Source organism: Pseudomonas sp. NPDC077451, assembly GCF_044543345.1.
In the GTDB taxonomy this organism is placed as follows: domain Bacteria; phylum Pseudomonadota; class Gammaproteobacteria; order Pseudomonadales; family Pseudomonadaceae; genus Stutzerimonas.
The window spans coordinates 262,362-276,707 of record NZ_JBITVX010000003.1; the positions used below are offsets into that span (position 1 = coordinate 262,362).

Sequence of the window (14,346 nt, forward strand, 5' to 3'; positions counted from 1 at the left end):
GCGGGGGCGCCTCCATGGCCTCGCCCGCTAGCTGTCGGAGCTTGCGCGCGGGTCATTGAGCAAATGACTCAGAACTGATCGCAGCTTCCCGGCCTTGACGGGTTTGTTCAGCACCGGGACACCAAACCCTTGCAGCTGGCGGCGACATTGGTCACTGCGATCGGCCGTCACCATGACCGCTGGGATCACCTGCGCAAAGTGTTTCCTCAGCGCTGTGACTACGTCCCATCCCGTCACACCCTGATCAAGGTGGTAGTCGGCGAGAATCACCTCCGGCGGCGATCCGCCGAGCACCGCCAACGCCGCTTCCTGGTCGGTGGCTGTCAATACCTCGCAGCCCCACTGCCCTAGCAACGCGGCCATGCTGTGCAGGATGCTCAGCTCGTTATCCAGGACCAGCAAGCGACGGCCCGGTAACGGATTGCCAAGTACCGGCATCAACATTGGCGCTTCGGCAGGTGTCTGCTCAGGCATATCGGCCAGCGGCACATCAATGCTGAACACTGAGCCTCGCCCCAACTGCGAACGCACCTGAATCGGATAAGCCAGCATCGAGGCAATGCGATCGACAATGGCCAGGCCGAGCCCGACCCCAGCGCGTTCGGTGGCGCGCTGCACACCCAGCTGATTGAACTCGAGGAAGATCGACTGCATCTGATCTGACTCGATGCCTCGCCCCGTGTCCCAGACCTCGATTCGCAGGTGTTCGCCGCGCTTGCGCGCGCCTAGCAGCACTCGGCCTTGGTCGGTGTAGCGGCAGGCATTACTGAGGAAGTTACGCAAAATACGCGTCAGCAGCCGAAAATCGCTGCGTAGCGCATACGCTGGGATGTAATGATCGAAACCGAGGCCTGCGGCTTCGGCTACTGACTGGAATTCGGACACGAGTGGCAACAGCACTTCGTCGAGGCGATAAACCTCGATGTCGGGCTTGATCGCCTGTTGATCCAGTTTGGAGATGTCCAGCAAATCAGTCAGCAAGTCTTCGGCGCCCTCGAGTGCCTGATGTGCTCGCTCCACCAGGTTCGCTTCAGCATCCGGTAAGCTGCGCTCACGCAATGTCGAGATCAAAAGGCGCGCCGCATTGAGCGGCTGCAACAGGTCATGGCTGGCAGCGGCTAGGTATTTGTCTTTGCTGTGGTTGGCTTGCTCGGCCGCGTCGCGGGCCTTGCGCAGCTCGCAGGTGCGCTCGGCGACCCGGTGTTCCAACTGTTCGTTGAGCTGTAGCAAGCGCATCTGCGCCAACTTGCGCTCGGTGATGTCGGCAACGAAGCCTTCAACCAGGCCATCTTCATCCGGCTTGAGCAGCAGGTTCATCATGACGTCGATGGGACTGCCGTCCTTGCGCCGCAGACGGGTCTCATATCCGAACAAGCCTTGCTGGGTAGTCAGGGTACGCCGAATCTGCCGAAGCTCGTCTTCGCCACCAATGAACAGGTGATGTGACAGGTCGGTCAGGCGCCACAACGTTTCGTCTGGGCTTTCGTAGCCGAGCATCCTTGCCAGCGCCGGGTTGGCTGCGCGAATACCTTCCTGCAGGCTGGCCTGGAAAATGCCATGTACGGCGTGTTCGAACAGCCATTTGTATCGGTTGCGCTCGGCTTCCAGCTCTTCGAGGCGAGCGACCAGTTCCGGGTAGTGGCTTTTGCGGGCCGAATGAGTGCCTAACCCGAGCAGCCCGGCAAGAGCATCGTCCTGTTCAGAGTGCTTCGGCATAGACCACTTCGACGTCGCGCTGGGTCGACGAACGGGGATTAGTCAGAATGCAAGGGTCTTGCATGGCATGCTGCGAGAGGAACGGGATGTCAGAGAGATTCACCCCGTGCAAGCCGAGCGTTTCGCTGAAGCCAATGGCCTGCTTGAGGCTGATCAGATGTTGCATGAGTCGTTCACGAATCTGTCGATGGCTCAGCCCGCGGCTGTCTATGCCCAGGGTCTCCGCCACCACTTTGAAGCGATCCGGCGCCGAATCGTAGTTGAACGCCACTACATGTTCGACCAATACCGCATTGCACAGGCCGTGCGGCAGATCCAGATAACCGCCAAGGCTGTGAGACATCGCATGCACTGCGCCGAGAATCGCGTTGGAGAAGGCCAGGCCGGCCTGCATGCTGCCGAGCATGATCTTTTCGCGCAGTTGAATATCGGCCGGATTGGCGATCATTTCCACCAGATGGCCGTTGATCAGCCGCATCGCTTCCAAGGCGTGAGGATCGGTCAACGGGCCATGGCCCGTCGAAACAAAGGCCTCGATGGCATGCACCAGCGCATCAATACCCGTACAGGCAGACAGGAACGGATCCATGCTGAGGGTGGTTTCCGGATCGATCAGCGAGACGTCCGGTACGGCACCCTTGCTGACGATGGAGAACTTCATCCGTTCGGTCTGGTTGGAAATGATCACGAACTGCGACACATCGGCCGATGTGCCGGCAGTCGTGGGGATCAGGATCAGCGGCGGGCTGGGCACCCGTAACGTATCGACACCCTCGAACTCAACGATGTTGCGACCGTGGGCCACCGCGATGCCGATGCCCTTGGCGCAATCCATCGGGCTCCCGCCACCGACCGCCACGATGACGTTACAACCTTCGCTGCCATACACCTCGGCGCCGAGCATCACTTCCTCGGAGCGAGGATTGGCCGAGACCTGAGTGAACAAGTGAAACTCGATGCCCTGTCGTGCCAGGCTCGCCTGGACATCGCCGACCCATCCGGCAGCGACCACCCCCGGATCGGACACCAGCAGCACCTTGCGCGCGCCAAAATTCTTCGCATAGTTGCCGGCGCTATGCCGACAGCCTGCACCAAACACGATCTCGGGCGACACAAACTTACGGTGCAAGCTCAGATTAGGGCTCATACGGCGGCCTCTCGTTATTATTTGTTACTTTGGGCAAGCCTACTGCTTTCCCGCACCAAAGCAATCAACAAAAAGGCGCATGTCTCGACCATGCAGCGGGCACGGTCTTTCGATCAGCCAAGCAGGCCTTGATAGAAGCGACATTCGCGCTGCAGCGCATCGGACAGGTTGCTTGCCTGGCGAAAGCCGTGGCGCTCGTCTGGATAGAGGCAATACTCTACCCGCAGGCCCTGCTCGCGCAGCGCTGCAACCATTGACTCGGTCTGCTCAGGAAGCACCACAACGTCCTGACCGCCTTGCAGGAAGATCATCGGAACCCGAATCTGTGCCGCGTTGTTTAGCGGCGTGCGTTCCCGGTATCGCTGGGCGTCGCGTACCGGATCACCGATCAGCCAATCCAGGTAGTCCGCTTCGAATTTGTGGGTTACCCGACGCAACGCCAGTGGATCGCTGACCCCGTACAGGCTGGCGCCGCCAGTAAATCCGGCATCGGCGACCAATCCGCAGAGTGCGCTGTAGCCGCCGGCGCTGGAGCCACGAATGAAGGTCCGCGCGGGATCGATCTGGCCGCGCACGGCCAACGACTGCACCGCCGCGCAGGCATCCTCGACCTCCACCACACCCCAGTTGCCGCGCAAGCGCTGCCGGTAGGCACGTCCAAATCCGCTGCTGCCTCGGTAATTGATGTCGGCAACGGCAAAACCGCGTTGGGTCCAGTACTGAATGCGCGGATCGAAGACCGGATAGCTGGCCGAGGTCGGCCCGCCGTGCATGAACACAACCAGCGGTGGCTTCTCCCCGGGCAAGCCGCCGTAGTCCGCATTACAAGGCGGATAGAAGAAAGCATGCGCGACTTCCTCCTGCCCGGTGGCAAAACTGAACGGCTGTGCACGAGACAGCTGCTCGGTCGGCAATGGCTGCTCGCCGCCGGCCAGTATCGTGATCTCGCCGTTGAGACGGTTGATTGCCAGCACGGCGGGCGCCCGGTCCGGCGCTCCGGCAAGGCAATAGTAATGGTGGTCATCTACGGCCACTTGGCGACAACGGCTGTACTCGGGTGCGAGCTGCCGCTCGTTGCCCTCAGCGTCATGCTCGAACAGCAAGCCGTACCCGTCCACCAGTCGGGTCGACAACCAGCCACCTTCGGTTAGCGGAAGGTAGCTGACGGTCGCTAATTGCCAGGGCGCGGGAGCGTGGTCGAAGCGATGGCGGACAAAGCGCTCCACCGGCACCATTGAAAAGCCGTGGCTCTGCCAGGGTTGCCACCAACCGGCGCGGTCGGTCAGGCAAAACAGCGTGCCGTCACCGGCGAAGCGAGGCTGTTGCAGCGATTCCGTACCCTCGGCACCAGCCAGACACACCGGCTGATAGAGCCGCCCGTCAGGCAGGTAGTCGGCCATCCAGAGGCTGGTGGCCGTCCAGGGCTGCTCGGGGCGATGCCACTGAATCCAGGCCAAACGCTCACCAGAGGCATCTAGTGTTGGCGAGGCATAGAAGTCAGCACCCTCGGCAAGCAGCGCTTGTTCGCCTAGAAGCGAAACGCTCACCAGTCGATGCTCGACGCCCTTGTCATGGTGGGTTTCCTCCACCGCGACGATTGCACCTCGACGGTGGTCGTATTGCAGGTCGCCGTAACGGCAGCAAGGACGCGAGGTGAGCGCCATCGGCTGGCCAGCCCCCGTACCGGCAAGCGGTTGCAGATAGATCTGCTGGTCGCGTTCGTTAACGAAAGCAACACCTTCATCGGTGAGGCAAAGCGCACCGCCACCGTATTCGTATACCCGACTGCGCAGGGAAAACTCAGCGGGTGTCAGGCATTGCGCCGTGCCGTCGCGCCAGTACCAGAGGGTGCAACGCGCATCGGCGGGATCGTACTGGATCCAGAACAAGCCGCCATGCCCGGCACGCAGCTCTGCGAAGTCGCGGCTGGCCGAGGCGGCTTTTTCAGCGGTCCAGTCGCTACCCCAGAAGCCATACGGCGTTTCGGTTTTGCTCATATCGATCGGTTCCGGTCGGTCAGGCATGCCCCAAACGGACCTATACCTTGAGAATCAGCTTGGACGCCTTTTCGTTACGGAAAGTCAGCTCATCCAGCCCGCGCGGGGCCTGCTCGGCCTCGATGCGTGCAGCGAGAATCTTGTCATGATGGGCGGATTTGCTGCATACCGGATCCGCATTGGCGGCATCGCCGGTGAGCATGAAGGCCTGGCAGCGGCAGCCGCCAAAGTCCTTTTCCTTTTCATCGCAGGATTGGCACGGCTCGGGCATCCAGTCGAAACCGCGAAACTTGTTGAAGCCCATCGAGTGCTTCCATATCTGCTCGATGCTTTGCTCACGCACGTTGGGAAAGGTGATGGGCAGTTGGCGTGCGCTGTGGCAAGGCAGCGCCGTACCGTCAGGGGTGATGTCGAGAAACAGATTGCCCCAGCCGTTCATGCAGCCCTTGGGACGCTCTTCGTAATAATCGGGCGTGACGAAGATCAGCTTGCAGGGGTGATTCTCGGCGGCGAGCTTGTCACGCCATTCATTGGTGATCCGCTCAGCACGTACCAGTTGTTCCTTGCTAGGTAACAGCCCGGCGCGGTTGAGCTCGGCCCAGCCATAGAACTGACAGGTCGCGAGTTCGACGAAGTCGGCTTCGAGCTCCAGGCAGAGCTGGATGATGCGGTCAATATTGTCGATGTTGTGCCGATGGGTGACAAAGTTGAGCACCATCGGATAGCCGTGCGCCTTGACCGCCCGCGCCATGGCAAGCTTCTGGGCGAACGCCTTTTTCGACCCGGCGAGCAGGTTGTTCACTTCCTCGTCAGCGGCCTGAAAACTTATCTGAATGTGGTCGAGCCCAGCGTCGGCGAACGAGGCGATTTTTTCCTCGGTCAGGCCGATGCCTGAGGTGATCAGGTTGGTGTAATAGCCCAAGTCCCGTGCCGCCTTGATCAGCTCGGCCAGATCCTGACGGACCAAGGGTTCGCCACCGGAGAAACCCAGCTGCGCCGCGCCCATCTCGCGCGCCTGGCGGAACACCTCGATCCACTCGGCAGTGCTCAGCTCATCGTGGCTGCGAGCGAAATCCAGCGGATTGGAGCAATACGGGCATTGCAGTGGGCAGCGATAGGTCAGCTCCGCCAGCAGCCACAGCGGCGGGCCTGGCTCGAAACCTGGTTTAGCGAAGCTCGATCCAGAACCGTTCAACGGCGACCTCCAGGAATGCAACGATGTCTTCCTCGATGCCCTCGGCATCGGGGAAGCGGCTCTGCAGGATAGCGACAATTGCACCCACACTCCGGGTGCCATCCACTTCGCCCAGGACCGCCGATGCGCTCTCGTTCAGCTTGATCATGCCTTCGGGATACAGCAGCACATGGCAGTTCTGCGCCGGTTCCCATTGGAAGCGGAAACCGCGGCGAAAAGCCGGGATCTGGGTCAGTTGGATATCGCTCATGGTCCTCTGTCTCGCCAGTGAAAACATCATCGGTAAGGGCTGGTGGGCTGAAGCCCACCCTACAGCTCATATGCGAGGGCTGCCGCCACTCGATCACAGGTCGCTCAGTCAACAGTCAGAACGTGATGCCCTTGTGCCAGACACGCTCGTTCGTCACCGTATGGTATGGCGGACGATCCAGCTCGTAGGCCATGCTCATGGCATCGAGCATGCTCCACAGAACGTCGAGTTTGAACTGAAGAATGTTCAGCATGCGCTCCTGGCTTTCCCGCGTCTTGTAGTGTTCCAGCGTGATCCGCAGGCCGTGCTCGACGTCGCGTCGTGCTTCCTTCAGGCGTTTGCGGAAGTAGTCGTAACCGGATGCATCTATCCAGCTGTAGTGCTGGGGCCAGGCATCCAGACGCGACTGATGGATGGTTGGGGCGAACAGTTCGGTGAGCGAGCTGCTGGCAGCCTCCTGCCAGACGGCGCGGCGGGCGAAATTGACATAGGCGTCTACGGCGAAGCGCACGCCTGGCAGCACCAACTCCTGCGACAAGACCTGCTCACGGTCCAGGCCCACGGATTCAGCTAGGCGCAGCCAGGCTTCGATACCACCCTCCTGGCCTGGGCTGCCATCATGATCAATGATCCGCTGGACCCATTCGCGGCGGGTATCGCGATCCGGGCAGTTAGCCATGATGGCTGCATCCTTCACCGGAATGCAGACCTGATAGTAGAAGCGGTTCGCGACCCAGCCCTGAATCTGCTCACGGGTCGATCGGCCTTCGTACATGGCACGATGGAATGGATGATGGATATGGTAGTAGTCGCCCTTCGCGCGTAGCGCTGCTTCGAACTCGGACGGAGTCATGGCTGGCAGGGTCATAAGAACTTCCTTACGGGTTGTGCGGGCTGTTCCTCCAGGCACAAGTGAGCGCCTTCAGCCACTGATTTCGGTGAGCTGCGGGTCGTTCTACCCTACAGCTCGATACTCATGCCATCGAACGAGACTTCAATCCCGTGCTCGTCGAGCACCGCCCGTTCGGCAGAGTCCTCGTCGAGGATCGGATTGGTGTTGTTGATATGGATGAGAATCTTGCGCGCAGCCGGCATGCCGTCGAGCACCTCGATCATGCCGCCTGGGCCGCTCTGATGAAGGTGGCCCATTTCGCTGCCCAGTTTGGTGCCGACTTCGCGCACGCGCATTTCGTCATCGCGCCACAGGGTGCCGTCGACGACCAGGCAATCGGCACTGCGCATCAGTTCCAGCAGTTCAGGGCTGACCTGGCCCAGACCCGGCGCGTAAAACAGCGTGCCGCCGGTTTTACGGTCTTCGATCAACAGACCGATGTTGTCACCGGGATGCGGGTCGTTGCGGTGCGGCGAATACGGCGGCGCTGAACTGCGCAGCGGAATCGGGGTGATGTTCAGGTTTGGGCAGGTCGCGATGGTGAAACTGCCTTCCAACGCGATCGGATTCCAGCGCAGACCGCCGTTCCAATGTTCAAGCATCTTGAACAGTGGAAAGCCGGTGCTCAGATCCTGATGAACCATCTCGGTGCACCAGACTTCGTGTGGGCAGCCCTCACGCAGCGTCAGGAGGCCGGTAGTGTGATCGATCTGGCTGTCGAGCAGGATGATCGCACCAATTGCGGTGTCTCGGGGGCCGCGAGCCGGTTGTAGCTTAGGGAAGGACTCAAGCTGAGCACGGATATCCGGCGAGGCGTTGCAAAGTATCCAGTTCTCGCCGTCATCGCTGATTGCAATCGACGATTGAGTGCGGGCTTTGGCACGCAAGCTACCGTTGCGCAGCCCGGCACAGTTGACGCAATTACAGTTCCACTGAGGAAAGCCGCCGCCAGCAGCCGAACCTAAAATCTGGATGAACATGGGCAGCTCCCAAAAAAACGGAGCCCCGACCGGGGCCGGGGCCGATCAATCAGCGATTGGCGAAGTACATGGTGACTTCGAAACCAATGCGCAGGTCGGTAAAAGCAGGTTTAGTCCACATGGCTGATTCCTCTCTTTTGTGATGACGGAAGTATTCCGACAACTCATTAAGCACCCTACTCCGTCAAAAGCGGAATGGTACTTTGGAAGGAGACAGCGCTCTGCATTGGTAGTGCCTTGGCTGTCGCCGGTTTTCAAGCAACGTGAGATGACAGGTGCACTCAGCGGCGCACAGCGGAACGACCATGGGTGCCCCGCCAGGCCAGTTCGTTGGTGATGGTCGCCATTGGCGAGAACATCTCGTAGTCGAATGTGCTCAGGGGCGCCTTTTCCTGTACGCGCAACGGCCAATCATGGTTTGCCAGCGCCGCCTTGCCGATCGCCAGGAAATCCAGCACGCCGGCGTCGAGCAATTGCTGCGCCTGTTCGCCCGTGCCGATGGCGCCATTGCCGATGATCGGGATCTCGACGGCACCTTTGGCGATTGCCGCCAGGCTTTCGCCCTCCTCGAACGCCGGTGCACTTATGTCGCCTTCGGTCACGTGGATGTAGTCGAGACCCGCGGAGGCTAGCGTGGCGAAACGATAGCGCGCCGCTTCAACCCCACCGTCCCATTTAAGCTGGCTGTCCGTGACCATGCTTTGCGACAGCCGCATACCGACGACGAACCCCGCCCCGACCGCCTCGCGTACCGCACGGATGATGTCCAGCGGCAGGGCCAGTCTGGCCTTGTAGTCACCGCCCCAGCGGTCGGTGCGCTGATTGAACTCGGCGGTCATGAATTCGTGCAGCAGGTAGCCATTGGCGCCATGCAGCTCCACCCCATCGAAACCGGCATCACGCGCATGTTTCGCAGCCTGGACGAAGCCGGCAATCGCTTCATGGATTTCCGCTTCGGTCATCTCTGCCGGTGTCGCATAGGGGCCATCGCCGCCGTAGAAGCTCAACTGTCGCCCGCCCGGCTGAACCGCCGACGGCGCGACGTGGCGGGCGTGATGGATATTGCCTTGAGTCTGCGCGCCGCCATGCATCAGCTGAGCGATGATCGCCGCTCCCGCCTGGTGTACCGCGCTGACGATCGGCACCCAGCTGTCACGCTGAACCTCGGTGGCCAGGCCCGGCTGGTTCAGATATCCCTGACTGTATGCTGTGTCCGTATAGGTGCCTTCGGTAATCAACATGCCGAAGCCGCCCTCTGCGAATGCCTGGTAGTAGTCGCGCATCAGTTCGTTGGATTGCCCTTCGGGTTCGGCGCTGACGCGAGTCATCGGAGCCAGCACGGCGCGGTTGCGTAGGCGCAGCTGATTCAGCTGGACGGGTTCGAGCAATTGTGGCATCAGCAAGTCCTCATGAAACAGGGGTCGTGCTGAATCTGAGGTGCAACGGGCGTTGGAGTTCGCTGCGTGCGATCGCTGGGCTTTGGCCACGCATAAAAAAACGCAGCCTTTGGGGCCGCGTTGCGTTGATGGACCACCGCCCGAACCCGATCGGTCAGTGGTCCCCGCACTGATAGCGTGCGAGCAAGTCAGCCGGCGCGCTGGAGCGAACGCGCCGGGTCCTACGAGTTGCAGTACCGGGCTTAGAAGAAGCCCAGCGGATTGATGTCGTAGCTGATCAGCAGGTTCTTGGTCTGCTGATAGTGGTCGAGCATCATCTTGTGGGTTTCGCGGCCGACGCCGGACTTCTTGTAGCCACCGAAGGCGGCGTGCGCCGGGTACAGGTGGTAGCAGTTGGTCCACACGCGACCGGCCTTGATCGCCCGGCCCATACGGTAGGCGCGGTTGATATCGCGGGTCCACAGGCCGGCACCCAGGCCGAACTCGGTGTCGTTGGCAATGGCCAGGGCTTCTGCTTCGTCCTTGAAGGTGGTGATACCCACCACAGGGCCGAAGATTTCTTCCTGGAACACGCGCATCTTGTTGTTGCCCTTGAGCAGGGTCGGCTGGATGTAATAACCGCTGGCCAGATCACCTTCCAAACGCTCTGCCGCGCCGCCGGTAAGCAGCTCGGCCCCTTCCTGCTGGGCGATTTCCAGATAGCTGAGGATCTTGTCGTACTGCTGCTCTGAGGCCTGGGCACCGACCATGGTTTCGGTGTCCAGCGGGTTACCACGCTTGATCACCTTGATCTTCTTCATCACCTCGACCATGAAGGCGTCGTAGATCGACTCCTGCACCAGGGCGCGGGATGGGCAGGTGCACACTTCACCCTGGTTGAAGAACGCCAGCACCAGGCCTTCGGCGGCTTTTTCGATGAACTGCGGTTCCGCGTTCATGATGTCTTCAAAGAAGATGTTCGGCGACTTGCCGCCCAGCTCCACGGTCGACGGGATGATGTTCTCGGCGGCGCACTTGAGGATGTGCGAACCGACCGGAGTGGAACCGGTAAAGGCGATCTTGGCGATACGCTTGCTGGTGGCCAGGGCCTCACCGGCTTCGCGGCCGTAGCCCTGCACTACGTTGAGCACGCCTGGCGGCAGCAGGTCGCCGATCACCTCCATCAGCACGGTGATCGACAGCGGGGTCTGCTCGGCCGGCTTGAGCACGATGCAGTTGCCGGCGGCCAGGGCCGGGGCGAGTTTCCAGGCGGCCATCAGCAGCGGGAAGTTCCACGGAATGATCTGCCCGACCACACCCAGGGGCTCATGGAAGTGATAGGCGGCGGTGTGTTCGTCGATCTCGGCGGCGCTGCCTTCCTGGGCGCGGATGCAACCGGCGTAGTAACGGAAGTGGTCGGCGGCCAGGGGCACGTCAGCGTTAAGGGTTTCGCGCACGGCCTTGCCGTTGTCCCAGGTTTCGGCCACGGCCAGCAGTTCGAGGTTGGCTTCGATACGGTCGGCGATTTTCAGCAGCACCAGGGCGCGGTTCTGTACCGAGGTTTTGCCCCAGGCATCGGCGGCGGCATGGGCGGCATCCAGAGCATGCTCAACATCCTCGCCCCCGGAACGCGGGAATTCGGCGATGACTTCACCATTGACCGGCGAGGTGTTGACGAAATACTCACCCTTGACCGGCGGGACAAACTCACCGCCGATGTAGTTGCCATAGCGTGGCTTGAAGGAAATGACGGAGCCTTCCGTACCGGGTTGGGCGTAGATCATGAGCGGCCTCTCTAGTTTTTCTGCTTGTCGGAGCCTGACCGGACATGGACAGGACATGGAACGATCTTAGGCAGCCAAACCGCTTGCCCGGAATGCCCCCAAGGGACAGATGCGCTCCTCATTTGGTAGTAGATGCCAAAACCGGTGCGCCGCCGCCACAGGTATCTGAGCGCCCCAAAAGGCGCGCCATGTGCCTGAAAAAAACCGTCAGATTAGGCCGCCCCAGCTCACATGCAATTGACCATGCGCAAGGACGGCCGATGGTCTCGCCAGGCTGTCGCCTGTAAAGCATGGTCAAGCACGTCTAGGCCTGAACCTGACTCTGGACGCCCGCCGATCTTGGACTGAGACCTGCGCCCTGCTACAGACTGCCTGGCCGCTGGCGGACTATCTGGTGCTCAATCTGATCGGCCCTGCCAGCGTCCGGCTGGTCCAAGACCCCGATCGGTTGCACCGACTGCTCTCGTTGTTGCGACATCAGCAACACGCGCTGAACACAGCGGGAAATCGCTGCGTGCCACTGGTCGCAAAGTTGCGCTGCCTGCCGGAACAGGTACCTGAGTACCTAACCGAAGTGCTGCTGGAGTTGGGTTTCGACGGCCTGATCGCTGCGCATGACCCAGGGCCGCCAGCGACACGGCAGCGTTACCACGCCTGGCAGGATGACCGACAACAGATGCAAGCCTGCATGCAGATCGAACAGTTGCACCGCCTGTGCGGCACCGATCTGGCGCTGATCTCGGTCGGAGGAATACAGACCGCAGGCCACCTCCAGGCGCGCCTCGACGCAGGGGCTCAGCTTATCCAGGTGCATGGAGCCCTGATGCGTCAGGGGCCATGGCTTGCTCGGCGGCTATGCGGATGAGTCCGAGCTAAGCAAAGCCGCGCAGGAGCTTGGCCATCCGCGAAACTTGGCTGTTCGAGGATCAACTCTGCCGCCCAATACCCATAAATTTCCCATAAAAAAGGCCGGCATAAGCCGGCCTCGTTTTCTTGGCGCTTAATCAGCGCTTGGCGACTACCTGCTCCTTCGGCAGTTTGAAGGTCCAGACCATGCCGCCCTGGTTGAAGTCTTTGATGCGCTTGGCAACCTCGCCACCCCACAATGGAACTGCACCGCCCCAGCCAGAAAGGACCGATACATACTGTTCGCCGTCCATTTCCCAGGTAACTGGCGAGCCGATCACACCGGAACCGGTGTTGAATTCATACACCTTCTCGCCCGTTTTGGCGTTGAACGCCATCAGGAAGCCTTCCGGGTTACCGGTGAACACCAGATTGCCCTTGGTTGCCAGAACGCCGCCCCACAGTGGCGCGTAGTTTTTGTAACGCCAGACTTCCTTGCCGGTTTTCGGGTCAATGGCGCGAAGCACGCCAATGTATTCCTCGTTCAGCGGGTGGATGGTGAAGCCAGCGCCCAGGTAAGCCGCGCCTTTCTTGTAGGCGACGCCTTCGTTCCAGATGTCCATGGCCCATTCGTTGGACGGCACGTAGAACAGTCCGGTGTCCTGGCTGTAAGCCATTGGCATCCAGTTCTTACCGCCGAGGAAAGACGGTGCAACAGTTACGGACTTGCCCTTGTCGGCATCGCCTGGTGCGCCAGGACGGTTGGCGTCGTCATAGATCGGACGTCCATCCTTATCCAAACCCTTGGCCCAGGTGATCTTGTCCACGAACGGGAAGCCGCGAATGAATTTGCCGTTAGTCCGATCGAGCACGTAGAAGAAGCCGTTACGGTCCGCGGTACCAGCGGCCTTGATGGTCTTACCACCGTCCTGGTAATCGAAGGAGATCAGCTCGTTGACACCGTCATAGTCCCAGCCGTCATGCGGCGTAGACTGGAAGTGCCACTTGATCGAGCCGTCGTCCGGGTCCAATGCCAAACGCGAAGACGAATACAGGTTATCGCCTGGGCGCAGGTGCGAGTTCCACGGTGAGGGGTTGCCGGTACCGAACAGCAGCGAATCGGTGTCCGGATCGTAGTAACCACCCAGCCAAGGCGCTGCACCGCCGGTCTTCCACAGATCGCCCGGCCAGGTTTTACCGGCTTCGCCGCCAGAGATGCCGTTTTCGACCTTTTTGCCATCCTTCATCACGTAGCCCATGTGGCCTTCGACGGTCGGACGGGTCCACAGCAGCTCGCCATTCTTGGGGTTGAACGCCTGGATCATGCCAACTACGCCGAACTCACCGCCGGCCAGGCCAGTGATCAACTTGCCTTTTACCACCATCGGCGCGGCAGAAATCGAGTAGCCAGCCTTGTAGTCAGCGACGGTCTTTTTCCAGACGACCTTGCCGGTGTCCTTGTTCAGCGCGACCAGCTTGGCATCCAGCGTGCCGAAGATCACCAGGTCGTCATACAGCGCCACGCCGCGGTTGATCACGTCACAGCAAGGCATGATGCCGTCCGGCAGGCGGGCGTCGTACTGCCACAGTTCCTTGCCGGTACGGGCGTCGATCGCAAATACGCGTGAGTAGGAGCCGGTGACGTACATCACACCATCTTTAATCAGCGGCTGCGCTTCCTGGCCACGTTGTTTTTCACCCCCCAGGGAAAAACCCCAAACCGGGCGCAGCTGGCTGACGTTCTCAGTGTTCAGTGCATCGAGTGTGCTGTAGCGCTGGCCTTGCAGCCCCAGGCCGTTAGTAACGATCTGATCGGTGGACTTGGCGTCATCGAGGATTTCCTGATCGGTGACTGCCCATGCCGACACGCTGGACAATGCCATGGCGGCGCAAAGCGCTGTCAGGGCGAAGGGCTTGCGAAGACCGGTGTGCTTCATTGCGGCTACCTCTACGGGTTCATTGTTATCGTCGCCGGGAAGTTTTCCCGGTCTAGTAGCGATTCTTGGATCTAGCCGCTCCTGTAACAATTACACGCAGTACCGATTTTCCTCCTCCCTTGGTAGCAATACTCCTCGAAGGGCCCGTCATCCTTGCGTCATGATGGCCAAGCCGGGCTACCGCACCGGCACCGAAGTTGAAGCCGGTGTGCCCGAAAAGACAATT

At 60.6% G+C, this 14,346-nt stretch carries 12 protein-coding genes; 1 reads left to right on the top strand and 11 read right to left on the bottom strand.

Annotation, left to right across the window (positions count from 1 at the left end; translation table 11 throughout):
- Nucleotides 1–27: 27 nt before the first annotated feature.
- The 10 genes from ACIGHL_RS07720 to exaC all read right to left on the bottom strand — a co-directional run bounded on the left by ACIGHL_RS07720 (nucleotide 28) and on the right by exaC (nucleotide 11,337).
- Entirely contained in the window at nucleotides 28–1,716 is a 1,689-nt protein-coding gene (locus ACIGHL_RS07720; protein WP_128121426.1) for a PAS domain-containing hybrid sensor histidine kinase/response regulator, read from the bottom strand.
- On the bottom strand, nucleotides 1,700–2,863 hold the full coding sequence (gene ercA / locus ACIGHL_RS07725) for an alcohol dehydrogenase-like regulatory protein ErcA (RefSeq protein WP_128121425.1): 1,164 nt from the start codon (nucleotides 2,861–2,863) through the stop codon (nucleotides 1,700–1,702). Before ercA ends, ACIGHL_RS07720 begins: the two co-directional genes overlap by 17 nt.
- A gap of 113 nt (nucleotides 2,864–2,976) precedes the next feature.
- Nucleotides 2,977–4,860 (bottom strand): alpha/beta hydrolase family protein, encoded by a 1,884-nt coding sequence (locus ACIGHL_RS07730; protein ID WP_128121424.1) that lies wholly within the window; start codon nucleotides 4,858–4,860, stop codon nucleotides 2,977–2,979.
- 40 nt (nucleotides 4,861–4,900) lie between these two features.
- Nucleotides 4,901–6,055: a pyrroloquinoline quinone biosynthesis protein PqqE gene (gene pqqE, locus ACIGHL_RS07735; RefSeq protein WP_128121423.1), complete on the bottom strand. Its 1,155-nt coding sequence runs from the start codon at nucleotides 6,053–6,055 to the stop codon at nucleotides 4,901–4,903.
- Nucleotides 6,027–6,305, bottom strand: coding sequence for a pyrroloquinoline quinone biosynthesis peptide chaperone PqqD (gene pqqD / locus ACIGHL_RS07740; RefSeq protein ID WP_128121422.1), 279 nt, complete (start codon nucleotides 6,303–6,305; stop codon nucleotides 6,027–6,029). The genes pqqE and pqqD overlap by 29 nt, the downstream gene beginning before the upstream one ends.
- A 115-nt stretch (nucleotides 6,306–6,420) precedes the next feature.
- Nucleotides 6,421–7,173 (bottom strand): pyrroloquinoline-quinone synthase PqqC, encoded by a 753-nt coding sequence (gene pqqC, locus ACIGHL_RS07745; RefSeq protein WP_128121421.1) that lies wholly within the window; start codon nucleotides 7,171–7,173, stop codon nucleotides 6,421–6,423.
- A 92-nt stretch (nucleotides 7,174–7,265) separates the two neighbouring features.
- Entirely contained in the window at nucleotides 7,266–8,177 is a 912-nt protein-coding gene (gene pqqB, locus ACIGHL_RS07750) for a pyrroloquinoline quinone biosynthesis protein PqqB (RefSeq protein WP_128121420.1), read from the bottom strand.
- Between the two features lie 49 nt (nucleotides 8,178–8,226).
- Complete coding sequence (pqqA, locus tag ACIGHL_RS07755) at nucleotides 8,227–8,298, bottom strand: pyrroloquinoline quinone precursor peptide PqqA (RefSeq protein ID WP_003253598.1); 72 nt, start codon at nucleotides 8,296–8,298, stop codon at nucleotides 8,227–8,229.
- Between the two features lie 160 nt (nucleotides 8,299–8,458).
- Nucleotides 8,459–9,574: an oxidoreductase gene (locus ACIGHL_RS07760; RefSeq protein WP_128121419.1), complete on the bottom strand. Its 1,116-nt coding sequence runs from the start codon at nucleotides 9,572–9,574 to the stop codon at nucleotides 8,459–8,461.
- 242 nt (nucleotides 9,575–9,816) lie between these two features.
- Nucleotides 9,817–11,337, bottom strand: coding sequence for an acetaldehyde dehydrogenase ExaC (gene exaC, locus ACIGHL_RS07765; protein WP_128121418.1), 1,521 nt, complete (start codon nucleotides 11,335–11,337; stop codon nucleotides 9,817–9,819).
- 394 nt (nucleotides 11,338–11,731) lie between these two features.
- Between exaC and ACIGHL_RS07770 the strand changes: the two genes are divergently transcribed.
- A complete protein-coding gene (locus ACIGHL_RS07770) occupies nucleotides 11,732–12,202 on the top strand; it encodes a dihydroorotate dehydrogenase (protein ID WP_241509253.1) in 471 nt (156 codons plus the stop codon).
- 139 nt (nucleotides 12,203–12,341) lie between these two features.
- On the opposite strand, the gene ACIGHL_RS07775 is transcribed toward ACIGHL_RS07770, so the two are convergent.
- Entirely contained in the window at nucleotides 12,342–14,120 is a 1,779-nt protein-coding gene (locus tag ACIGHL_RS07775; RefSeq protein ID WP_128121416.1) for a PQQ-dependent methanol/ethanol family dehydrogenase, read from the bottom strand.
- Between the last annotated feature and the right edge of the window lie 226 nt (nucleotides 14,121–14,346).